We start from the raw sequence: 24,297 nt of genomic DNA on the forward strand, positions 1-24,297 counted from the left end.
GTACATGATTTGCAAAAAATGCGGACAGGAATATCCGGACGACATGTTGAATTGTCTGTGGTGCGATGCACCCAACGACCAGCATGTCGCTCCAGAAGCGCCTGAAACAATCGACTTAGCAAGTGCGCTTGATGTTCAAAAAAATATCGACACTATCATCCTTCGCCGAATAGACAAAGACATTGCCGCCCCGGACTCCGAAGAGGTCCAGAAAAAAATCGATAAGCACCCTGCCGGGAACTTTATGTGGTGCGCCGCCATTCTTGGAACAGGTGGTTTGTTTTCTGTATTGTTCGCGCCATTCTACATATACTTTTTCCACAAAATAGAAATCCGCAAGAATCACTCCATAGGGAAATTCACTTCAGCATGCTTGTCTTCGACTATAGCGCTGAAAGTTTTAGTCAACGGACTTGCGAAATTAGCGAGAAAAATATCGGAAATCCATTTCTTCCGGGAAGACATTGCAAGCCTAATCAATTTTTGCATAGACGCAGGACAAATCCTACTCCATTTTTTGGTTTGCGGTTATGTCGCAGCGTTTATCATCAAAAGAGTCACGCCGGATTATGATAAGTCCGAATACAAGGTTACATCAGCTTCTGCAACGATTTATTCCATCCCCATTATGATTGTATTATCGATGGCATCATTTTACCTTTTTAAACAATAAACTAGGAAAAGCCTAGCAAAATTTCTATCTTTGCAATGTATGAAAAACGTTGATACTATTGCCGTTTTGGACTTTGGTGGGCAGTACGCTCACTTGATTGCCAACCGTGTACGCCGTCTTGGCGTGTTTACCGAAATCCACTCCCCCGCCGCCCCGGTTTCTGAACTCGAAGGCGTGAAGGGCATCATTTACAGTGGCGGTCCGTCTAGCGTTTATGCGGCTGACGCTCCGGAATACAATCCTGAAATTTTGAACCTCCCGGTGCCGAAGCTCGGCATCTGCTACGGTCACCAGCTCATCGCCCAGCAGTTGGGCGGTCACGTTGAACCGGGCAAGGTCAAGGAATACGGCATTGCAGACCTCATCGTCGGCGACGAAAAGTGCCCGATTTTGAAGGATCTCCCGAAGGCCTCCCCCATGTGGATGAGCCACGGCGACCAGGTCACCAAGCTCCCCAAAGGCTACAAGATTGTGGCCAGCACCAAGGACTGCGAAATCGCCGCCGTCGCTTTTGACAGCGACAAGCCCGAACGCCAGATTTTCGGCATCCAGTTCCATCCGGAAGTCACGCACAGTAAGTTCGGCATGAAGCTTCTCGAAAACTTCGTCGACTTTACGGGTGCCAAGAAGACTTGGAACATGAAGAGCTACTTGCCACTTATCACGCAGCGCATCAAGGACCAGGTCAAGGACCGCAAGGTGTTCTTGCTCGTGTCTGGTGGTGTGGACTCTACTGTGGCCTTCGTGCTTTTGAACCGCGTACTCGGACCGGAAAAGGTTCTCGGCTTGCACGTGGATAACGGCATGATGCGCCTCGGCGAATCCCAGAAGATTATGGACTTCCTCACGAAGGAAGGAATGAACAACCTCAAGATCCGCGACGCAAGCGAACACTTCCTTGCAAAGCTCAAGGGCGTGACTGCGCCGGAAACCAAACGCGGTATCATCGGTAAGGAATTCTTGACGGTCAAGGACGAGGAAATGGCTAAGCTCAACCTCGATCCGAACGAATGGATGATGGCTCAGGGCACCATCTACCCCGACACCATTGAAAGCGGCGGCACCAAGAACGCCGACAAGATCAAGACGCACCACAACCGCGTGCAAGAAGTCTTGGACCTCATGGAAAAGGGTCTCGTCTTGGAACCGCTCGCCGACTTGTACAAGGACGAAGTCCGTGCTCTCGGCGAAGAACTCGGCATTCCGCACAACCTCGTGTGGCGCCACCCGTTCCCGGGTCCGGGTCTCGGCGTTCGTTTGCTCTGCAGCGAAGGCAAGCTCACAAGCGACATGGTGAAGTTCGAAGACGTGAAGGACACTGCAGGCCAGTCCCTCGCCGATTACCTCAAGGCGAACAACATTGCAGGCCGCATGCTCCCGATCAAGAGCGTTGGCGTTCAGGGTGACGGCCGTACTTACGCACAGCCGTTCCTCATCACGACTCCGGGCCTAAGCTGGAAGGACTGCGAAAAGTTCTCTACGGAACTTGCCAACCGCTTCAAGGCCATCAATCGCGTGATTTACCAGATTGGCAGCATTGCTGATGAAGATCCGAAGCTTGTCGAACAGTACGCCACCCGCGAAAACTTCGATACACTCCGCAAGTTCGACAACATCTGTACCGAATTCTTGCAGGCAAACGACCTGTACGAAAAGATTTGGCAGATGCCGGTCGTGCTCGTTCCGCTCCGCACGGCTAACAAGCCCTGCATCGTGATGCGCCCGGTGAACTCCACCGAAGCTATGACGGCAAACTTCGCCGAAATCGATCAAGGCATGCTCGCCGGTCTCTGGCGCAAGTTCGAAGCCGAAGGCGCAGGCTCGCTGTGGTACGACGTGACCCACAAGCCGCCCGGAACTATTGAATGGGAATAAGGCGAGAGTCGCGACAAAAAGCTGGCTTTTTGTCATGACCGAGCCGCGTGAACACGCGCTTGAACAAAGTGAAAGCGCCGTGGGAGTAGTGCGGAGCCGAGTGTCGCAAAAATGAGCTTGCTCATTTTTATGACCGAGGCGAACAAGCAGACGCTGAAGCCGTAAGCGTAAGCGTCAGTAAGCCGAGTGCTGCGAAAACATGCTCGCATGTTTTCATAGCCGAGCCGCGCGAACATGCGACAAGCGTAGCGCAGTCGCAATGGGAACAAACTAAGCGTTTAGAGCTAAAAAAAAATCCGAATGAGTTTACTCATTCGGCTTTTTTTATCTAGAAAATCTTACTCGCAATCCAAGCAGGTCCATTCCACCACACCATCGCCATTGCCGTCAAAGCGTTCGCGGGTGTATTTTTCGATGTCGATGAGGAATCCAATTTCGCCAGCATTTTCAGTGCAGCATCCATCGCAATCACTGTCGGAACACATATCGTAAACCACGGCGTCAATCGTGGAGCCGTTCATGCGGAGCCTAAAAGTCTTAAGCTTATACTGGTTCCAGTCCTTTTCGTGAACAGCAATGATGTTGTGCTGGCTCACCCACTCTTCAGTCATTTGGCCTTCAACGCCAGCAAAGTAGCCGGCCCAGGTGCAGCCGTTGTATTCGATGCATTCTTCGCTACCCGGTTCCGGCCAGGAGGTATACCAGGTAAGATTCGCCTGATGCCAGACCGTGTCAGCTGCAGATTCGCTTGAAGATGATGGTGCGCTTGCGGAAGACGAGGATTCCGCGATATTTTCTGAGCTACTAGAAGGTGATTCCGCCCCGGACGAAGACTCCGCAACAGTCACGCTAGACGAAGATTCCGCGACATTCCACACAATGGGAGCATTTTCATCGCTACAAGCAACGATTGAAAAGACTCCCGCAATCGCGAAAAGAGCTATACGATTCATCAGTGCACATCCATTTTAGAGAACAGGTTCAGTACTACGACTCCCGACACAATCAGGATCAAGCCAATATAAGCTCCAATATCCGGCACCTGCTTAAACGCTACAATTCCGATTACAGTAATAAAAGCGACCCCGAGTGCAGACCAAATCGCATAAGCAACAGCTATCGGGATAGCTTTTAAACACACGCTCAAGAAATATAGCGCAGCGATATAGCAAATGAGCGAAGCTACCGTCGGGACAAGGCGCGTGAACTGTTCCGAGAATTTCAGAAGCGTCGTTCCTGCAGTTTCACAGACTATCGCAAGCAAGAGCATCAGGTAGTACATAGCTTAACCCCATTTACCACAAGTTAAAGCCAAGTGAAAGGCCAAATTCCTGATGAACGGCTCCATATTTAGGAGAATATTCGCCACCATTGCTTACCGTGCTGCTTTCGGCCGTACCAAACATAATCTTGTACTTAAAGCGCAAAATCCATGCCGTTGATATAGCCCCTATACGCGAGGGATTCGTGGAAAAGAATCGGAAATCAACATTCGATCCAATAATCCAATCTGGTCCAATAGAATATTCGCCAAATCTCTCATTTTCCATTGAAGGCATGTAAGTTGCGCCGACACCCACAAACGGTTCCACGCGCAAATAATGAGAATCGTAAGCCGTAAAGCCAACGGTTACACCAAACGTCTCATCAACGGTATCATTATCATCATCATCATAAAAACGATCCAGCTTGCTGTTCGTCTCTTTATATCTAACAATCATGCCCAATTGCAAGAACGCCGAAAGCGAAATCCGTTTCACCCGGAATTCAACTTCAGCCTGGAACGGAGTGCCCATTTCCGTTTCAGTAACATCAGAAATTTCACCACACAAAAATCCAAGCCAAGAACCCAGATATATTCCAAATCCGCTAGTATAGTACTTGTGCGCAATAGGATCTCTGCGGAACTCTCTCTGTTTATCCATGTAATTCTGTACAAAAGGAACGACCTGATCTTTCAAATACTGAGCATGAACAGTATGCGAATATTTGCGGATATAGCTCTTTGCATGATTCAGGAAGTCTTCTGCGGCCATCGTATCGGCGATAACCCTATATGCAAACCCGCTACCGTCATTGAACCTGTAAGTACGCAAGCCAACAATGAGTTCTGCGTAAATAAGCGTTGTAAAAAGCTCCTTGTTTTCCTCTTTGGCATTGGAGTTTTGAACAACATTCACCATAGAATCGACAACAGTCTTGTTGAACGGACTGAACGCACGATAAAGATAGAGATGAAGAGGGTCGTCTTCAGGATTGACGCGAACTTTCTGCTTTGGATGATAAGAGGTATCAAGCACAATGCGGCGGGTATTGGCGTAAATATCGATACCTTCATCATATTCGCCCATTTCCATAAGCGCAAGGTACTCTTCAAAATCCCATAAGGGCGCCCCCTCGTCAAGATTCGCCTTAAGGTATTCAATAGCCTGCCTAGATCGTTCATAATCCTGCTGTTCAAGCGACGTCTTTAACGCATCACGAGCACGGGAGAAGAGTTCTTTTTTAGATGGATTTGCAAACGCTCCACCAAAAGCAAGCAACAGGGAAATTGCAACTAGAATTTTTTTCATAATGATTTACCAGAAATAAACGCCTAAGCCAATGGCAAAAAATGCGTCCAAGCCAGAGCCTCGCACAAGAGGTTCTCCATCACTCAAATCGAGATAGGACAGCCCGATCTTGCCAACGATCGAGAACGACACAAGTTTTGAATTTGAAAGAAACAGATACGCCGTGCCAAACTTAAAATCGACATTCGCCCCGATCGTAATCGCAGAACCCATATCCCAATGTTCAAACGATTCATTAGGGGAAAGGCCATAGTCACTATCCTTGGGGAAATAATACGGATTTACAACCGTACCATTAAACATGCTGCCCGAAAAACCTAAATACGGGCGAACTTTCAGATACCGGCTATCATAAGCGACAAAGCCAAAAGAAAAACCAAAGTTTATAAGACCTTCATGACCTGAATTGATCATTTCAAAAGAAACGGAAACACGACGAATCTGTAGGTAAAGTTCAAAGTTAATCGGATAGCTTTCGGGTTTTACAAGATCCTCACGATAGTAGTTTCCAAAGCCAAAGCCCAATCCAGGACTTAAATAAAGATTTAAGCCAAAGCCGCCCGTGTATAATTTATTTTCAATGACGGATTCCTTTTTCTCAGCACGATCCGTATAATACAAATCGCTCACGTCCATTCTATTCAGGGGATCAAGAATACTCTTTTTCACCCATGAAGCATCAGGATGGTCCGGGAAATTATCAACAAAGTCTTTTGCATAATTTCTGACAGAAGCATTGTCAGAGTCATCCTTATATGCAAAATGAAGATTCATCAAAAGCTTCAATTCGCTTTTTTCAGCTTCGCTCAAATCAGACCTGTTTACATTGGATTCAATGTCCTGATAATCATGGTTTGATATCTTGTGCTTTTCAAGATAATCTTTTGTATAAACCATGAGGCCATCATTTTCAGCACGTTGGGCATTTACGGTTTTATCGAATTCATATGCAGACTTATAATGATGGACGAGCATTTTAAGCAAAGCCCGGTACATTTTAAGATCTTTGTAAAAACATAATTTTTCGGTATCGTGCAAAGGTATTATCGAATGAGTTTGCATACCTTCGAGTTGCGCGACCTTCAAGGAAACCGTAGCAGTATCCTTATTCCTGATTGCATCAAGCAAGTCTTCACGGGCCCTATAAACAGGCTCCATTTCAGAACTACTTTGCCCCATGAGGGATTGTTCAAAATCACTAGAAGACGACGCTTCTACTTTAGACGAGTCAATACTTGCATCAGATTTATTTTCACCCATCAACGAGCGTTCAAAATCACTCATTCCAAAGGATTTGTTGCTTGTGGCATACGCTGATACCGAAAGAACAAGAGAGGCAGCCAAAATCAATTTTTTCATTTTGCACCCCATTCTTCGACATTAAAGTAATCCACCAATGCAACTTTGCAAATTCTTGACATTGTCATCATACCATTCGAATAAATAAAATTAATAGTCTTTACATTTTTAATGTAAACCATATTAGCCCCCAGCGAGCGCGCTTTTTCAACCAGCAGCTCTGCGGTATTTTCAACAGAACAATCTGCAGAAGGTTCTGTCTGCATCGTTCCCAAATAGGTGCTATTTTCGGGAACCACGGGGATTTCAGTGGCATCGACAATGCGAACCAAATCGTCTTTAGAAAGCGGTTTCGGATTTACCGGGTTTCCAACAAGAGTGTGCGGAGTAGAGCTGCAAGCCGAGAAAACAAGCAAGGCAGCAATAGCAAATAAACTTTCAACAAATTTCATAATTAGTCCTTTAGGCAGCGGATGGCGTAACCATCGGAGATATGTTCTCTTTGTATTCTGACTTGAGGATCATCTTGATTGAACAAAACGGCATAAGCATTTGAAGAACTGGTAAATGTCGATGTCCAAAACGGAGCAAAACTGTCCGCTAACGAATACCGATCCCTAGAATAAGAGGCGTCAGAATCATAGTAGCCCGATGGATAAATGGAAAAACTATAGGAGTCTTTCGATATACCGTCATTTGCCTGAAGCGCTAGACCCGCATTTTCATAGCCGCCAACTTTTTTAATCAAAATGTCCCAATCATCTTTAGAGGGTACATGGAAGCCATTCGGACAAAGATCATCTGGAGACAAGTCCGCATTCATTACATTTCTCCAAGTATACAAGCAGCCTCTGCTCCCAGACGTCATAAAGCAAATACCGTTGTAATCTTCATAACTAGAATACCCGTATTCCAAGTTCTCGGCAAACCATTCCTGATTTCCGATTTTCACTGTACGATATGTAATCCCGTCACGGTGATCTACAACATAGCCTTTTTCCACTAGGATATCAGATCCCTTTTCGGCTACCGGAGTATACTTAGGAACAGCATCAGTCTCCTCCTTGGAGGCATCCCTAAGGTATATCCACATTTTATCGGAGCAAACGAAAAGCTTATCTGAACTAAACGCCCGTACGACAAAAACAATCCCTTCCATTTTTTCATCACAATCAGGCAAGTCGCCCCTATAATCGCATTTATAAGAGGGAATACGATTCGTAGAGTATGGAGGAGGATTGACGCCACTATCAGTATGGCACCCAACCAACACGGAACAAACGATAGGAATAAGATGTTGTACTTTCATAATTTTATCTTATATCAATTTTAATAAAATATAGCATATCCCCAAAAACATCCAATACAAGCTTATTCTATATATACAAAAAAAGAACCCGCGAACGGATTCTTTTTAGACAAGAGACGAGAGACGAAAGACGAGGGATAAATCAATTATACAATGCGCGAAGCGCCATTATAATTCTTTCGTCTCTAGTCTGTAGGTCCACAGGACCGTCCTTTCGTCTAACCTTAGCAGCCGAGCTTTTCGAAGAGGTAAGCTTCGAGCTTGTCGATAGCGACGAGTTCCTGCTTCATGGAGTCGCGTTCACGAACAGTCACGTAGCCGAGCTTTGCCGGATCGGATTCACCCTCGCCCACCGTGTCGAAGTCAACAGTCACGCAGAACGGCGTACCGAGTTCGTCCTGACGGCGGTAGCGCTTACCGATGGACTGCGTTTCGTCGTATTCGACGTTCCAGCGGTTGAGGAGCTTCTGGTAGAGTTCTTCGGCCTTTTCCTTGACCTTGCCCTTCTTCACGAGCGGGAGAACAGCAACCTTGACCGGAGCAACCTTCGGATCGAAGTGCAAGACGGTACGTTCGTCGTTTTCGAGCTTTTCGACTTCGTAAGCGTTGCAGAGAAGCACGAGGAGCAAACGTTCCACACCGAGAGACGGTTCGACAACGTACGGGATGTAGCGCTTGTTCTGGACCGGGTCGATGTATTCCTGCTTGACCTTGGATTCGTTCTGGTGCTGCGTGAGGTCGTAGTTCGTACGAGAAGCGATACCCCAGAGTTCGCCCCAGCCGAACGGGAATTCGTATTCGACGTCGGTAGTGCCGTTACTGTAGTGAGAAAGTTCTTCCTTGGCATGTTCGCGGAGGCGGAGCTTTTCCTTCTTCACGCCGAGATCGTTCACGAGCCATTCGAAGCAGTACTTACGCCAGAAGTCGTACCATTCGAGTTCGGTACCCGGTTCGCAGAAGTATTCGAGTTCCATCTGTTCGAATTCGCGAGTACGGAAGATGAAGTTACCCGGAGTAATTTCGTTACGGAAAGACTTACCGATCTGGCCGACACCGAACGGGATGCGTGGGCGGACGTTGTCAACGATGTTGCGGAAGTCCACGAAGATACCCTGAGCGGTTTCCGGACGGAGATAAACCTTGTTGCCTTCGCCTTCAATCACACCGATTTCAGTCTGGAACATGAGGTTGAAAGCACGCGGTTTTGTCCAATCGGTCTTACCGCAAGTCGGGCATTCGATCTTGTTGTCCACCATCATCTGGTGAACTTCGTCAAAATTCTTGCCAGCGCAGCAGCCTTCGCCGAGCTTTTCTTCGAGGAGCTGGTCAGCGCGGAAACGTTCGTGGCAAGCGAGGCAGTCCACGAGCGGGTCAGAGAAGTTACCCACGTGGCCAGAAGCCTTCCAAACGCGCGGGTTCAAAAGAATAGAGCTATCGAGACCAAGCACATCGTGGCGGGAAGTCACGAACTTCTTCCACCAGAGATTCTTGATGTTGCGCTTGAGTTCCACGCCATACGGACCGTAGTCCCAAGTGTTGGCGAGGCCATCGTAAATTTCGGAGCCGGGGAAAATGAAGCCGCGGCGTTTGCAGAGGGAGATGATGTCCTTAAGGGCATCCTGAACTTTCTTTGCCATTATATATCCTTTATCGGCCGTGCCCATGAGGCGTGTTTTGGCCGGACTAGGAACCTACCTGGATGATAGGCCCTGACGGGTGCAAATTTAGAAAAAAGACGAGAGACGAGAGACGAGAGATAGAAAAATTTTATTGCAAAAAAGACCCCGCTTGCGCAGGGTCTCATTCACTCAGGGAGTCCTAAAACAATTCACTTATCGAGCATTCACGATTCTCTGTTGTGCCCCAACGCGAAGCACATAGGATCCGCTACGAGGAACATTCATCGAGAAGCTCATCGTATTGACGCGACCGTTGTAAATCACTCGACCTTGCATATCGAGTAAATTAACATTTGCGCCAATCCTTGCGCCAGAGACCTGTAGACTGCGACCATTCACAAACGCAGAGAACTTAGGCACCAAAACAACATCGGCAAGCTTCAGACTCGGGTCAAACTTTGTCCACATTCTGCTCTTGCAAACAAAGACAGTCTTCAAGGTGGTTACATAGAACGTCATATTTTCGCGCTTTGCAGTGCAGCTAGGCATATCTTCTTCGGTGCCCACAGCTTCAACAACAATTTCGCTTGAACTAGACGACGGCTTTGCACTCGATGAAGAAGCTTTTTTGCTGCTAGACGATGAAGGCTTTGCGCTAGAGCTAGACGAAGCTTTTTGACTGCTAGACGAAACGGGCTTTGCACTTGAGCTGGACGAGGCTTTTTGACTGCTAGAAGACGACGGCTTCGCACTAGAGCTAGACGATTTAACAGCGCTGCTTGATGCCGGCTTGGCGCTCGACGAAGAAGCCTTTTCGGAAGAACTGGAAGAAGGTTTAGCACTGGAACTAGAAGCGACAGCACTGCTAGACTTAGGCGTTTCGCTGCTCGAAGAAACCTGTACCGCACTTGAGCTAGAAGCGACATCTACGCTACTGCTTGCAGGAACCGGAGCAGCGCTTGAGCTGGACGAAACCGCCACACTGCTTGATACAGGAGCAACACTGGAGCTAGAAGCAAGAACACTGCTGGAAGAAGCCGCATCAACACTAGAAGAGTAGAGTTCTACAGCCTCTTCGTCCTTGGAGCTGCTGGATGCAACAGCAACATCGCTCGAAGAGAACAGTTCTACAGCATCTTCATCTTCAGAGCTGCTAGACAAGGTCACCGCACTGGAACTAGAAACGCTAGCCACGTAAGCAACCCACATGACCCCATTGCAGACAGAATCCTGATTTGCTGAATTGCTATGGAACAGGGCACAATTCAGACTCGAAGTACACTGAGGCAATTTTCCATCAACGGCAATCGCCTTCTGTTCCGGGCAAACGCCCTTTTCAGTCCAGATGGCATAGACGCGTTTATCGACACAAGAAGAGCCATCCAGACGATCCAGGGCATAATAGACATTATCAAGCTTATTTTCCAGAGACCAGCCAATAAAATCATAACCGTTCTTCGTCGGAACAGGGAGTTTTGCAGTCGAATCGCAAGAGAAGGACTGCGTAAACGCATCCGGAAGAGCACCGCCATTCAATTCATAGAACACGTTAAAACGATTGTTTCCGTTTTTCTGTTCCGGAGCACTTTCAGCGGTAAACACAGCCGACACTTCAACATCAAAATTCGGCATTTCAAACGTGCAACGGCCATCAACAGCGTTTTCATCCACGCCCGGCATTCCAGCACGAGCTGTATCAACCTTCGTACATGTTACCGTCGTTTTTGCATCAAGGTACTTGCTCACGATGACTGATGCAACTTTAAAGCCGTCTGCCGCATTCGGGTTTACCGTAACCTTCACCCCAGGTTTTGTACGATCCCTATAGCGATCACTGAAAGACAGCGAAACACTTCCGTTATCCGTATTCTTTACAGTAAGATAATAGCGTAGGGATTCGTAAGAAGCCGTCACATAAACATCATGATCTGGCATCAGGAACTGCAAGTCTTTTGTTTCGGTATTCGAGACTTTACGTTCACTTTGAGATGTTCCATATTGGTCATAAACGGTAAATCCCTTAAAGACTTTTCCGCTGGGAACAATTGGATTAACATAAAGCCAGGAACCAGCAGAAGCTTCTGATACCGTTTTTTGATTCAGCAAGACATCAAACGATTTCTGTTCATCGCTCCCGACTTTATTGATTTTGTATTCTTGTGCATGAACGCCCACTGAGAAAGCAAGCGTCATTCCCAGCCCCAATATGATTTTTTTTCTCATACTCTACCCTATTTTTGTACCCTAAAATTTAGTATAAATTTTTATTTTCATCATGTCTAACAATAAATGAAATATTACAAATAAGCAAATTATATACAAATAAACAATGTAAATCATTCAAAATAGCGCATTTTTAAGGCATTGAGATTGCCTCAACGAATTTCGTAAAGTAAAAAATCTATTACAACCTTTTACAGCTGAAAAAAAGATTTTCCAAGCATTGGCAAGCTTAACGAATTGTCATTTTTTGATATATTTCTACCGGGTCTTTATCAGAAAGAAAACATGGAACAACCAAGAAACAAAGGCATCAAGCCAGTCGAGCACAAGAAAGAACAGGAACGATGCATTCTAGTGGGCATCGCAACACCCAAAATTCGCCCATGGCTTGCAGGCGAGCAGCTCGCTGAACTAGGACGCCTCGCCGAAACCGCAGGAGCGTTTGTCACACGCAGCTTTTTGCAGCGAGTGCAAAACTTCAGCCCGGCAACGCTCATTGGCGAAGGCAAAGTGAACGAAGTCAAACGCGCTCTCGAAGAAGACAACGCCAAGATGGTCGTGTTTGACGACGACCTCTCGGGTTCACAAGTGCGCAACCTCGAAGAACGCATGCCCGGCATCAAGGTTCTCGACCGCACAGGACTTATTCTTGACATCTTTGCAAAACACGCCGTCACTGCAGAAAGCCGCCTGATGGTCGAAGTGGCACAGCTCCAGTACATGATGCCGCGCCTCACCGGTGCGTGGACGCACCTTTGCCGCCAGCACAACGGCGGCATCGGCACCAAGGGGCCGGGTGAGACGCAGCTCGAAACGGACCGCCGCATGATCCGCAAGCGCATCCAGGAACTCAAGAAAAAGCTCGAGAAAATCGAAGACGCCCGCGAGCAGCAAGCAGACAAGCGAAACGATATTTTCCAGGTCGGCATCGTCGGTTACACGAACGCCGGCAAGTCTACACTCACGAACCGCTTGACAGGTGCCGACGTCTATGTTGAAGACAAGCTCTTTGCTACGCTTGACAGCACCACGCGAAAGCTATTCCTCGACGGCGAAAACATCATCTTAAGCGATACGGTCGGATTCATCCGCAAGCTCCCCCACAACTTGATCGAAACGTTCAAGAGTACGCTCGGCGTGGCCGCCCACGCGGACTGCATCCTGGAAGTCGTTGACGGGAGCGCCCCGGACTACCGCGATCATTTGGAAGTCACGCACAAGACGCTCGAAAGCATTATTGCCAAGGACACGCCGAGACTCCGCGTCTTCAACAAGGTCGAAGTAGCAAGCGAAGCGCGCCGCACAGAACTCTTGCAGAACTATCCTGACGCCATCCAAATCAGTGCAAAAGAAAACATCGGCATGGAACGCTTACGCGCAGCCTTCAAGGAACAGCTCGAACGCTGGCACGAGAAGCGCGCCGTCGCAGAAGCCAAAGAAAAAGAAATTGCAGAAGCGCCATGGCCGGAGGTAGGGGGATGAGGTATGAGCACGGAGCTGAAGCTCCTCTGAGTACGCTTCGCTTTGAGCAAACGACCATTCCCCCTAACCCCTAACCACTGTTTACCAACCACTTCATCATGAACAAACAAGAACTTAAAGAAAAGTATGGCAAGAAGCGTGTTCCGCACGAATGGCGAAAGACGGACAAATTGACCGCCCTCATTGTAACATTTTTCGGCTCGGGAATGAGCCCGAAAGCACCCGGCACCATGGGAAGCCTCGCCGCAGCAATTGTCGCCTACCCCATGGCATGGCTCGCATTGCGCCTATTTGGATACTACTACGAATGGAAGATTCCCATCATAGGGTACGTAAACCAAGTTTTTCTTGCTGCCGCCCTAATCGTATTTTTTGTCGCCATCCCCTTTGTGAAAAAAGCGATGAAAGATACCGGCTCCGAAGACCCAGGCTGGATCGTGATTGACGAAGTCTGCGGGATTTTCATGAGCCTCGCATTCTATCCTACAGAAACCATCGTCGTCCACCCTTGGATTTTAGCCATCGCATTCGGGCTGTTCCGCTTTTTCGATATTCTCAAGCCACTCGGCATCCATAAAATGGAAAAACTCCCCGGAGCCTGGGGAGTCATGGCCGATGATTTACTCGGCGGAATTTACGCCGGCATCCTGCTCTGGCTCAGTACAGCCGGAATCTACGCTTTATTTCTGAAATATATTTAGAACGGATTAAACGTCACTCCTGCCTTGACCGATTTTCTTATATCCATTTTTGTATTTTGAGGCTGAGGATCATCACTTTATTCGCAGAGTATTGGAATGAAAATAAAATTGTTGTTTTTCGGGCTGGTTTGCATTGCAATCTTGTTTTCATACACTAGCTACAAAGTCATCAGCCAAACAAACGTTACTGACACTACTAACGAAAATTCGGCTATTCAAACCGATAACTCGGCAAGTAAACTCGAACTCATTTCTCTAAATGATACAATCCTCGAGCAAATAATACACAAACCTTTAACACGATATCGAGCTCTTAATTTTAACAAAGATACGACAGTTTGGGATACGTCAGACTGTAAGATTGGTAAATCGACTTTTTCCTGCAATCATATCGAACGGCATAACTACTCATTTGGCGTAAGGGATGATATTCGTCTTGAAATATTTGGGGATAAGTTTAAAAAACGCTCCAGTCACAAAAAAATCATTTACGATACAACTTATATAGATATAAACTTTGGAAAAAATGCACTAGTCCACTACACTCCAATTGCAGAAATCCCTAAACTCAATAGAGATGCCGTAGCAAAAGCACTTTCCAAGCTATCCGGCAAGCGGTGCTCTCAAATTTTTGAATTTAGATCCAATTACAATCTTGAGGTTATTGGTCTTTCGGGATTTTCATGGAAAAATCGAAAAGATGAGATATTAGGGTATGATGCATACATTGATAGGAATGATTCCGATCAAGAGATGTGCTCTGTTCAAGGTTCTCGTGATCAGTACACTATGAGTTCACATTATTCTCTTATCTATAGAAAGTCTCTTCCCGAACAACTTGACGACAAGAGACTCCAATTTTTCAATGGCACTCTTAAATCATTCCAAGATACGACTATTTCTTGGAAGTTAGTGTACACAGACCAATACCATCGTACGGATACGTTGAACATAACCACTAAATTTGAATACGATGACTCCGATTCTTTATCTAGTTTTCGCAATAGAGCCTGCTACGACGCAATCAAGCCATCTAATTGTAAATAACATTTACACACAAGACATACTCAAACCGCTCCGCCACAGATTTAAAAATCTTGTGATATATTTAGAGCGGATTAAACGTCACGCCAGCCTTGATAGCAACCGAAGACCAATCGGCCAAACCGTCTGCAAATTTTTCATTGAACTTGTGATAGAACTTGGCATCCAAAAGCAAGTCTAAAAAGATTCGTTCATTGACACGGAAGCCCACGCCCAAAAGCATGCTAAATTCCATAGACGAGTCCAGTTCCTTATCGTGTGCACCATCTAACTCCAGCTTATCAAAAAGCGGTATGGAGATCTGGGAACCAAATTCGAACGACACAAAGCTAGACCGCGGCTTGACCGCAAAAAGAATCGGGAACGCAATCCGCCCCTGCGACAAGCCACCATCAGAGACACGCTTGTATTCCCCATTACCATCTTCAATGTATAATGGCTCCGACAAATACAGCGGTGCATATTCAAACAGCACGCCAAGCCTTACCGCCAAATGATATTTCAGCAAGGGCCATTGAACAGACGCTCCAGCTTGAAAAAAAAGCACCCTCAAAAAAGACAATCCGTTCCACCTTTTCGTAACGGTTCAACTGCGTTTCGTTATTGATAACTTTAAAGCCCAAATTCATCGTCATCCCGACTAAGAAATCGAACGGGACCGAATTTTTCTGAATCATTTCCGCTTGCTTGATGCTATCGCGGTGCGCTTTCGCCTGCATCCAACGATCATATTCGTTAACACTTTCGTCTTGAGCGAAAGCAAAAGCAGCAAGCAACAGAACTAGTCCAAAAACGCGAAACATATCACAGCCCTTGATAAACGCAATTCAACAACGAACCGTCTTTAATCTATACAAAACTTTGTACAAAAAGTGATGTTCTTATAAACATCCCGACCAAAAGCAATATGACAAGATGAACTGTAAAAAAAAGTAAAGCCGGCACAGAGACCGGCATAACAATGGACACGAGAATAGCTTTTTCCTAACCACTAATTATTCAAATATCTTGTTGTACAAGCTCGGGGCGAATTTCTGCATATAACCGAGCACGAAAATCACGGAAATGATAATCGGCAGGCCCCACTTAAAGTAGAGGTGCAAAATCTTCAACTTCGGGAACTTCATGCCAACGCCCAAATTTGCTTCGGCAATGAACTTGAACTGTCCCCAACCATAGCGGGAGTTGCAGAACAACACAAAAATAAGCGAACCCAGCGGCAAAAGTGTATTCGAAACGAGGAAGTCTTCCAAATCCAAAACGCAGCTGCCAGGGCCAAACGGTTCAAAGCCCGAAAGCACATTAAAGCCAAGCGCACACGGGAGCGACAAAATCGTAATTGCGACAAAGTTCCACTTCACCGCCTTCTTGCGTTCCACATTGCGCACATCCATCCAGTAAGCGACAATGTTTTCGAACACGGCAACAAGCGTCGAAAGAGCCGCAAAAGACATAAAGAGGAAGAACGCCGCACCGCAAATACGGCCTGCTGGCATCTGCGCAAACACGTTCGGAAGCGTTGCAAAAATAAGCCCCGGACCAGCATCCGGCTTGAGTCCAAAAGCAAAGCAAGACGGAATGATGATAAGCCCTGCAATCAAGGCGACACCCGTATCGAGCACACAAATATGGGCAGCTTCGGTCAAGAGCGAATGCTTTTTCTTGATATAGCTACCGAAAATGCTCATGGAACCAATGCCAAGGCTCAGCGTAAAGAACGACTGGCCAAGAGCCGCAAAAACAACTTCGCCAATTCCCGCTTCCTTGAGTTTTGCGAAATCCGGCAGCAAATAGAACCTGAGGCCTTCGCCTGCTCCCGGGAGCGTGAGCACACGAACCATCAAGATGAGCATAATGATAAGGAGCGCAGACATCATCGTCTTCGTGATGCGTTCCACGCCGCGCTGGAGTCCAAGCGCCACAATCGAAAGCCCCGCAAAAGTCGCGACCACCATCCAGAACGAGAGCAGCGGGCCATTCCCAAGCATATTCGTAAATTCCGCACCAACTTCAGCAGGCGACATGTTCATAAGATCGCCCATAGTCACCATGCGATAGAAGTAGTAGAGCATCCACCCCGTCACCGTCGTATAAAACATCATGAGGAGGTAGTTACCGGCAATCATCGGGATACCCGCATAATGCCACTTGTGCCCAGGCTTTTCAAGGATGGCAAAGGAACGACCCACGCCACGCTTGGACGAGCGCCCGACCGCAAATTCCATCACGAGAATCGGGAAACCGAAAATCAAGAGAAAGAAGAGATAAATCAGAACAAAAGCGGCACCGCCATATTGCCCCGTGATAAACGGGAAACGCCAAACGTTTCCAAGCCCAATCGCGCAACCGGCAGCAATCAGAATAAAGCCTAAGCGAGATTTAAAATTCTCTCTTTCTGTCATCTTTTACCTCATACACAAATTTAAAACTTGATCGGGTACAGCAAGTACCAATGGAACTCCGGATACACCTGAATCGTCGGCGCCGGGAGCTTAAAGTAGTTCAACGCCTTGATAATCGTACGGGCGAGCCTGCTCTGCGGACGGAACGCTTCCAGGTCATAATCAAGGGCGATATAAACTTCACGATGCGGATGAGGTTCATTTTTAAACACCCGGTCATCGATGCTCAACCCAACCGCAATCGCAAGCCAGCTCGGATAATACTTACGGGCCGCTTCAGGCAACATCCTGTACGGCTTCAACGAGAGCCAGTACGTGTGATTCACATAGTCATCGGTAAAAATACCGCCAGACGCCTGATGAGGCTGATTGTAATAAGCGTCGGAATTAATCCAATAGCTCCATTTTAAATCAATATACTTGAATACAGGGACATAGCGCTCCGCCATCGGCAGAAAGCCGCCAAGACCGCCCGAAAGCACATCAAAAATACTAAAGCCCCAATAGGGAGCAAAGCCATCTTTGATGTCAATCGCTATATGGGTCGCAAGAGCGGTCAAACCTCCATACAAGTAAGACTGAAACTCACTAGCCCCCGCCCAGCGGTATCCCTCGTAAAAGAGTTCGCCAATGGCAACACCTGCGGCAAAATGCCCAATCTTGTCCAGATTCAAGGCATAGTCAAAATCATTCTGGAAATGAAAGCCGCGTTCTTCGCTATCCCACCAGCCTTTCTTTAAAACGAAACCATAGGCAGCGCCATAAGCAAGCAACGTCAAAGAGGCGACCCCCGCAAGACGCAAAGGCTTGATTTCGGGATCGATATTTGTGGGATCTTCACTTCGGTAATCCCAGGTAGAATCACGCCACGTGAGCGGATCCCCCGGAGACGACAAAGCTGCCGCCGGGAACACCAGCGACAGCAAAAGCAAAAACGCACAGATTTTAGCGTTTATTTTACGAGAAGCGAAAGAGCCAATAGCAGAACTGTTGGCCTTACGCATTAATTCCTCGCAAAAATGATAACTCCATTTTGGCCTCCGAAGCCAAAGCCGTTGCTCATAGCGTAGTCAATCTTCTGGTTGACAGCGCCATTTGCGCAGACATCAAGGTGAATAGCTGGATCCTGTTCGAACACGTTGAGTGTACCATGAATCTTCTGGTTCATAACAGACATGATGGTCACGACGGATTCGAGAGCACCAGCGGCACCCAAGCAGTGACCAAGCATGGACTTCGTCGAGTTGACCTTGAGGTTGTCGAGAGCCGATGCAGAAGACTGCTTGAAGAGCGTTTCGATGGCAGAGCATTCAGCAATGTCACCGAGCGGTGTGGATGTACCGTGAGTGTTAATATAGCTAATATCCTTAGCTTCGATGCCAGCTTCCTTGATGGCGTTAGCCATTGCGAGCATCACACCCTTGCCATCCGGACGCGGAGCGGAGATGTGGTGAGCGTCAGAGCTTGCACCGACACCGGCGATACGGGCGAGAATCTTTGCACCACGAGCCTTAGCGTGAGATTCGCTTTCGAGCACGAGGACAGCAGCACCTTCACCGATCACGAAACCATCGCGGTCCTTGTCGAACGGGCGGGAAGCCTGTTCCGGAGCGTCGTTGCGCTTGCTGACGGCCTTCATGCTGGTAAAGCCAGCGAGGCTGAGCGGGTTCACCGTTTCGTCGGCACCACCAGCGAGCATCACATCGCAGCGGCCGAGACGAATCATGTCATAGGCATTGGCGATGGAGTGGTTGGAAGTTGCGCAAGCGGAAGTGACCGTGTAGGACGGACCCATCCAGCCAGTCTTGTTGCAAACTTCACCAGCCGGCATATTCACGATGGCCATCGGAATATAGAACGGGGAAACGCGGGACGGGCCACGATTGCTGAGAGCAACAGCGGCATCATAGCAATACTGCAAACCACCGATACTGCTACCAATGATAGCACCGCAGCGTTCCGGATTTTCGTTTTCCGGAGCAATGCCAGCCATCTTCAAGGCCTGGAATGCCGAGTAAACGGCATACTGGATGCAGCGGGAGAACCTAGACTGGTCTCTGGTGCTGTAAATCTCCGAAGCGTCAAACTCACGGATTTCGCTAGCCATGCGAGAAGTGTAAGCAGAAGCGTCGAAGCGCTGAATGGGAGCGATGCCAGACTTGCCCTGGAGCAAGTTCTGCCACAATAATTCGGGGGAGTTTCCAAGAGAGGAAACGCAGCCCATACCTGTAATAACAACATTTTCCATAATGCGCCAAATATAACAAAAAAAACGGTAATATTTTCGTAAGTGCGGTAAGAAAAAGACAATTTGTAACAAAAAATTACATTTTAGCAAAGTTTTTTATAGTTTTGGAAGAATTTATCCATATATATAGCATTTTCTTTTATTTTAGATACATAATACTTACACAAGATTAGTAGGAAGTAGGCAGTAGACAGTAGGAAGAGAATGCTTGGTGTGGGCTATGAGCAATCGCTCAAAACGGAGTGAGCCCAGAGCGAGTTTACGAGCGACCCCATAGCCGATTTACCTAAATTACTATTTACTATTTTTTTCACATGCCAAAGAGTTCTCGAAATTTAGTTTGGATGGACCTGGAAATGTCTGGTCTACATCCAGAAAAAGATGTCATTCTCGAAATTGCGACCATTGTTACCGACGCCAACTTGAACATTCTCGCCGAAGGACCCGTTATCGCCATCCACCAGCCCGAAAACGTTTTCGAAAGCATGGACGAGTGGAATACAAGGCACCACAACCAGAGCGGTCTCGTAGACCGTTGCCGACGTTCGCAATATTCCCTCAAGGACGCCGAACAGGAAACGCTCCGATTCATCAAGCCTTTTACCGAAAAAACAAAGAACCTCCTCTGCGGAAACTCCATCACGCAGGACAGGCGTTTTTTGTACAAGTACATGCCCGAAATTTCGGAATGGCTCTGCTACAGGAATATCGACGTGAGTTCCATCAAGGAACTCTCTTACCGCTGGTATCCGAACCTCGAAGATTTTCAAAAAGAAAAGCGACACGAAGCTTTAAACGATATCCGCGAAAGCATCGCAGAACTTGCCTACTATAGAAAGACCATCTTCAAGTAATCTCATGGAAAGACTCCCCTACGCCCAGAGAATGCGCAACCGCTGCATTGCGATTACCGTCCTCGTTTCGATTATTGTAGCCATTGTCCACTGTTCCTCAAATGACGATCCCGAATCTGCGAATGCAACTACCGAGCATTCTGTAGCAACCGCTGTAGATTCGATCGCCGAAGCCGCCGCATTTGCAGACACGAATGCCTTTGATTCAGTCGTTACCGAAAACCCGAACGGACTTGCCGCCCTGAAAGGCATCGAAGATGAAGACTTCGACAACGCCCCCGCTGTAAATGCAGCCAATGCCACAAGCGAAAGCACGGAGAGCGTCCGCGACACGGCCCACATTAAATCGCAAAAGGATCCATTCCTCGCCGACAAAATCGACATTCTTCTGCGCCGCTATCACCCGGACCTGGGCGTCATCCTCGTCGTAAACACAAGGACAAACGAAATCATCGCCTGGGGCGAGCGCCGTGACGGAAAGGTACAGAATAAACCCGACTACATCGGACGCGCCACCTTCCCCGCCGCATCGCTTGCAAAGCTCGTGACGATTGCCGCCGCCATGGAAAGCAACCGCTATTCGCTTAACACGCCAATCCCGATGATCGGGCGCCACCACACGCTTTACCTAAACCAACTTCGCGTCCCTGAAAAATACAACGGACCCACGATGGAACTTTCCGAAGCATTCGCCCGCTCCGCAAACCCGCCAATGGCCATCGTCGGTAAAAACGTCGGTGCCAGAAGGCTCAATGCCGCAGCCGCAAAGCTTGGCTACAACAAGCGCTTCCCCGGAAACGCCCCCAATGCATCAAGCTACACAGCCCCGGACACGGGCTACGGTCTTGCCGAAGTCGCTTGCGGCTTTACGACCTCGACCACGCTCACGCCGCTTCTCGCCGCAGCGCAAGTCCGTGCAGTCCTCACCAAGAAACCTCTTGAAATTCCGTGGGCACGGGACATGTCGCCATTCGCCCCGCAAAAGCCACTTGCACTCGATATCGGAAAGTTCAGCGAAAACACGTATTACGGACTTCGCGAATCGATGCTCCGCTCCGTGACGCAAGGGACAGCCCACAAGCACATGTCCACAAAGAACATGGCGCGCAAGAACTTCGAAGCGCTCCGCCTCGGCGGAAAAACCGGCTCTCTCGATGGCACAGACCCCGTAGGCCGTTACGACTGGTTCATGGGTTTTGCCGAATCCAAAGCCGATCCGAGCAAGTCCATCGTCGTTATCGTGATGCAGATGCACAAGGAAATCCGTTCACAACCGGCAACTCAGGTAGCCGCAACAGTCATCAATTACTGGGCGCACCAGAACATCAATCCCAAAAAATAATTTAGATTTAAACACAAAAGAAAAAGGCTTATTATGGAATTATCTTGGTGGAACTTAATACCGACTTATTTTGATGGAACCGCATTCCAACTTGGGAACTTCCCAGTGCGCTGGTACGGCATCATGTACATTTTTGCGTTCGTGACCGCCTACATCACCATGTGGAAAATCAACCAGAAAGAAAAAATGGGGATCACCAAGGACCAGCTCGACAATCTGTTTACTTGGGTCATCGCAGGCATCCTCCTCGGAGCACGCTTTGGCTACGTCTTCTTTTACAAGGCTAGCTACTACCTTTCGAACCCATCCGAAATCCTGTTCCCCATGATCCACGACGACCTCGGCTACCATTTTGTCGGTATTTCAGGAATGTCTTACCACGGAGGTCTCGTACTGGGACTCCTGTTCATGTACATCGGAGCAAAGCGAAACAACCTCGACATCTGGAAGACATTCAACCTCGCCTTCCTGGCTGCACCGCTTGCATATACCTGGGGACGTTATGGCAATTTCATCAACGGTGAACTTTTTGGCGAAGCAACTACGAGTTCCATCGGCATGTGGTTCCCGCTAGCTCACGACAGCACTCTTGCAAACCCGATCCTTCACCATCCAAGCCAGCTTTACGAAATGCTTTTCGAAGGCATCATCCTCTTTGCGCTCATGTACAATCTGCGCAAGATTCCAAAGCTTCACGACAAGATGCCATGCCTCTATTTGATGGGATACGGCCTATTCCGCTTTTTCATCGAATTCTTCCGCAAGCCAGACGCCCACCTCGGACGCGTAGACCTCTTTGGCATGAGCCGCGGCCAGACGCTTTGCTCGATAATGATCATCGCAGGTCTTGCATGGATGATCTATTTGTTCTATCGAGAGAAAAAAGCTAATAACCCTTAAACAGATTTTCCCAGAGGTTTCGTTCTTCCTCGAACTTCTGGGCAAACAGCTTGCAGACTTTCTTATAAACGGCCTTGATATGAGCCGCCAGTTCGTCGGTCACATACTTTTCGGCCTTGCCATCGTCGGCAGCAGCTTCATTCATGAGTTTCATCCACTGGCTTTCCTGATTCTTGCTGCCAAGCGTTGCCGAAAGTGAAGAATCTTCGAAGCACTTCTTGCTCATGTAGGATTTCCAGACCGACAGAGGAATCGCCTCAAGGAAATTTTTGAGGAACGGTTCCGCATTCGTCGAATAACCGTAGGAGTTTCCAATCAGGCAAATCAGCGGCACGTTGACCACGCGACCCACATTTACTTCACTCCAGGATTTATCCGTCATTTCTTGCGTTGCATTAAACAGGTCTTCAGCAGGCTTCGGTTCATTGTAGAAGTTGTCAATTCCCAGATGCGCATCGCGTAAGCGATTCAGATAATCCGACAACGGCGAAGAATCTTCCACAGCAGAAGATTCTTGAACCCCGGCATTCACCGCAGACGCAAGCGAAGCCGTCCGACCATCAACATGCTCTGCATTTTTCGATGCAATTTCACTGACTTCAGCGGCATCGCACTTATCCATCACCGTCGAATCAAACATCGGAGAGACGCGGAACTTATAATAGAAACGGACATTGCCTTCTTGCGACTGGAAGTAAAGCGCCTTGTAGCATTCGTTGTCCTTGAACAAATTAGCAAGGGCCCTATAGGCACGGTGCCTTGCGCCACCCGACGTAAACTTACCGCGATGGATGGAGACAAAGCAATGGAACGCACGCACACAACCGTTCGTGTCAATCACCGTAATGCCATCGTAATTGAGCATCGAAATGAACATCTTACGGATAAAATTCTGCTCATACAGATCACGGAACGTCTGCGAATCTAGCATGGAATCCGGCTTAATCTGCATCTCCTTATAGTCGTCAAAGACGATCTTACCGGCATCAAAATTTTCGTCGTCATTACCATTCCAGGACGGATCGACAAACAGGCAAATCGTACCGTGGACATCCCTCTTGATTTGCGAGAAAAGCCCGGCCCAGAATCCATTCGGGTAAGACTCGAAATCCCGATCTTCCAAATTATCGGAGAACTCGTTTTCATCCAGGTCGAAGCGGATAAGCAAATGATCGCTAACGCCCGACGACGTATGTGAATTTATACAAATCTTGGAACGGTTGACACATTCAATCAGCAAAAAACCTTTTTCAAGAAGCGCTCGTTCCGTTTCCCCGGCATTTCCAATGTCCGACTGGAAAACCCCAACCTGAATGGAAGCCTCCGCTTTTTCACGGGCAGGCATTTGCTGGATAATCAAATCACAGCCACTTTTGCAAAAATGAATGACGTCTTTCAGACACGCTTTGACGCGTTCCTTAAAAAGATTTTCAAGAGCATCACCAGAAAATTCATAGATACGCCGGTTCCAGCCCATTGGCGGATTACCGTTACCCATGATGATTCTAAATGTGAAATGGTCGTTTTCCTCTTGATAGTGCGGAACACTTGGCAATATCTCAATAATAGCATCAATAACAGCTTCCTTCATCTCAGGAAGCTTGCGCAAAAAGAATTCCTTAATTCTCTTTCGGTCGAGTCCAATAACGCTCGAAGAATTGTCTGTTTCGCCGCTCATAAAAACCCAATATGATTCTTATTTATAATATACATTGCTATCGTGATTTTTGGAAAAATTTTCCCATTTTTTTCC

22 protein-coding genes are annotated in these 24,297 nt (G+C 47.7%); 8 read left to right on the forward strand and 14 right to left on the reverse strand.

The window, feature by feature from the left end:
• Positions 1-4: 4 nt before the first annotated feature.
• The gene (locus B7990_RS04490) at positions 5-673 is read left to right on the forward strand and encodes a hypothetical protein (protein ID WP_088639803.1); all 669 of its coding nucleotides are present in this window, start codon (positions 5-7) and stop codon (positions 671-673) included.
• A 39-nt stretch (positions 674-712) separates the two neighbouring features.
• Positions 713-2,548, forward strand: a complete 1,836-nt coding sequence (gene guaA / locus B7990_RS04495) for a glutamine-hydrolyzing GMP synthase (protein ID WP_088639804.1) — start codon at positions 713-715, stop codon at positions 2,546-2,548.
• Positions 2,549-2,886: 338 nt separating this feature from the next.
• Here guaA and B7990_RS04500 read toward each other — a convergent pair whose 3' ends face one another.
• From B7990_RS04500 to B7990_RS04535, 8 genes are all read right to left on the reverse strand, one after another.
• Positions 2,887-3,501: a hypothetical protein gene (locus tag B7990_RS04500; RefSeq protein WP_254917319.1), complete on the reverse strand. Its 615-nt coding sequence runs from the start codon at positions 3,499-3,501 to the stop codon at positions 2,887-2,889.
• Positions 3,501-3,830 carry a multidrug efflux SMR transporter gene (locus B7990_RS04505; protein WP_088639805.1) on the reverse strand — a complete coding sequence of 110 codons (330 nt, stop codon included), beginning with the start codon at positions 3,828-3,830 and terminating at the stop codon, positions 3,501-3,503. The genes B7990_RS04500 and B7990_RS04505 overlap by 1 nt, the downstream gene beginning before the upstream one ends.
• Positions 3,831-3,843: 13 nt before the next feature.
• Positions 3,844-5,121 (reverse strand): hypothetical protein, encoded by a 1,278-nt coding sequence (locus tag B7990_RS04510; RefSeq protein ID WP_088639806.1) that lies wholly within the window; start codon positions 5,119-5,121, stop codon positions 3,844-3,846.
• A 6-nt stretch (positions 5,122-5,127) separates the two neighbouring features.
• On the reverse strand, positions 5,128-6,480 hold the full coding sequence (locus B7990_RS04515) for a hypothetical protein (RefSeq protein ID WP_088639807.1): 1,353 nt from the start codon (positions 6,478-6,480) through the stop codon (positions 5,128-5,130).
• Entirely contained in the window at positions 6,477-6,872 is a 396-nt protein-coding gene (locus B7990_RS04520) for a hypothetical protein (protein WP_088639808.1), read from the reverse strand. Before B7990_RS04520 ends, B7990_RS04515 begins: the two co-directional genes overlap by 4 nt.
• 2 nt (positions 6,873-6,874) lie before the next feature.
• Positions 6,875-7,729 carry an FISUMP domain-containing protein gene (locus B7990_RS04525; protein ID WP_088639809.1) on the reverse strand — a complete coding sequence of 285 codons (855 nt, stop codon included), beginning with the start codon at positions 7,727-7,729 and terminating at the stop codon, positions 6,875-6,877.
• Positions 7,730-7,953: 224 nt separating this feature from the next.
• On the reverse strand, positions 7,954-9,366 hold the full coding sequence (locus B7990_RS04530; RefSeq protein WP_088639810.1) for a glycine--tRNA ligase: 1,413 nt from the start codon (positions 9,364-9,366) through the stop codon (positions 7,954-7,956).
• A 195-nt stretch (positions 9,367-9,561) separates the two neighbouring features.
• Positions 9,562-11,571 carry an InlB B-repeat-containing protein gene (locus B7990_RS04535; RefSeq protein WP_088639811.1) on the reverse strand — a complete coding sequence of 670 codons (2,010 nt, stop codon included), beginning with the start codon at positions 11,569-11,571 and terminating at the stop codon, positions 9,562-9,564.
• Positions 11,572-11,856: 285 nt separating this feature from the next.
• On the opposite strand from B7990_RS04535, the gene hflX reads away from it, so the two are divergent.
• From hflX to B7990_RS04550, 3 genes are all read left to right on the forward strand, one after another.
• Positions 11,857-13,053: a GTPase HflX gene (gene hflX / locus B7990_RS04540; protein ID WP_088639812.1), complete on the forward strand. Its 1,197-nt coding sequence runs from the start codon at positions 11,857-11,859 to the stop codon at positions 13,051-13,053.
• Positions 13,054-13,151: 98 nt separating this feature from the next.
• Entirely contained in the window at positions 13,152-13,754 is a 603-nt protein-coding gene (locus B7990_RS04545; RefSeq protein ID WP_088639813.1) for a phosphatidylglycerophosphatase A, read from the forward strand.
• 96 nt (positions 13,755-13,850) lie between these two features.
• On the forward strand, positions 13,851-14,801 hold the full coding sequence (locus B7990_RS04550; protein WP_088639814.1) for a hypothetical protein: 951 nt from the start codon (positions 13,851-13,853) through the stop codon (positions 14,799-14,801).
• A gap of 61 nt (positions 14,802-14,862) precedes the next feature.
• Here the strand turns inward: B7990_RS04550 and B7990_RS15080 are convergent, their stop codons facing one another.
• From B7990_RS15080 to fabF, 5 genes are all read right to left on the reverse strand, one after another.
• Positions 14,863-15,273, reverse strand: a complete 411-nt coding sequence (locus B7990_RS15080; protein ID WP_254917320.1) for a hypothetical protein — start codon at positions 15,271-15,273, stop codon at positions 14,863-14,865.
• Positions 15,263-15,601: a hypothetical protein gene (locus B7990_RS15085; protein WP_254917321.1), complete on the reverse strand. Its 339-nt coding sequence runs from the start codon at positions 15,599-15,601 to the stop codon at positions 15,263-15,265. The genes B7990_RS15080 and B7990_RS15085 overlap by 11 nt, the downstream gene beginning before the upstream one ends.
• 192 nt (positions 15,602-15,793) lie before the next feature.
• On the reverse strand, positions 15,794-17,200 hold the full coding sequence (locus B7990_RS04560; RefSeq protein ID WP_088639815.1) for a sodium-dependent transporter: 1,407 nt from the start codon (positions 17,198-17,200) through the stop codon (positions 15,794-15,796).
• Positions 17,201-17,220: 20 nt separating this feature from the next.
• Entirely contained in the window at positions 17,221-18,204 is a 984-nt protein-coding gene (locus tag B7990_RS04565; protein WP_088639816.1) for a hypothetical protein, read from the reverse strand.
• Entirely contained in the window at positions 18,204-19,448 is a 1,245-nt protein-coding gene (gene fabF, locus B7990_RS04570; RefSeq protein WP_088639817.1) for a beta-ketoacyl-ACP synthase II, read from the reverse strand. The genes B7990_RS04565 and fabF overlap by 1 nt, the downstream gene beginning before the upstream one ends.
• 314 nt (positions 19,449-19,762) lie before the next feature.
• On the opposite strand from fabF, the gene orn reads away from it, so the two are divergent.
• From orn to lgt, 3 genes are read left to right on the forward strand one after another with little or no spacing between them, the layout of a single operon-like run.
• Positions 19,763-20,302 carry an oligoribonuclease gene (gene orn, locus B7990_RS04575; protein WP_088639818.1) on the forward strand — a complete coding sequence of 180 codons (540 nt, stop codon included), beginning with the start codon at positions 19,763-19,765 and terminating at the stop codon, positions 20,300-20,302.
• A gap of 4 nt (positions 20,303-20,306) precedes the next feature.
• Positions 20,307-21,644 (forward strand): penicillin-binding transpeptidase domain-containing protein, encoded by a 1,338-nt coding sequence (locus tag B7990_RS04580; RefSeq protein WP_088639819.1) that lies wholly within the window; start codon positions 20,307-20,309, stop codon positions 21,642-21,644.
• 33 nt (positions 21,645-21,677) lie between these two features.
• The gene (gene lgt / locus B7990_RS04585; RefSeq protein ID WP_088639820.1) at positions 21,678-22,544 is read left to right on the forward strand and encodes a prolipoprotein diacylglyceryl transferase; all 867 of its coding nucleotides are present in this window, start codon (positions 21,678-21,680) and stop codon (positions 22,542-22,544) included.
• Here lgt and B7990_RS04590 read toward each other — a convergent pair.
• Complete coding sequence (locus B7990_RS04590; RefSeq protein ID WP_088639821.1) at positions 22,531-24,222, reverse strand: hypothetical protein; 1,692 nt, start codon at positions 24,220-24,222, stop codon at positions 22,531-22,533. The genes lgt and B7990_RS04590 overlap by 14 nt on opposite strands.
• Positions 24,223-24,297: the final 75 nt, after the last annotated feature.

The organism is Fibrobacter sp. UWB4 (assembly GCF_002210345.1).
GTDB lineage: Bacteria > Fibrobacterota > Fibrobacteria > Fibrobacterales > Fibrobacteraceae > Fibrobacter.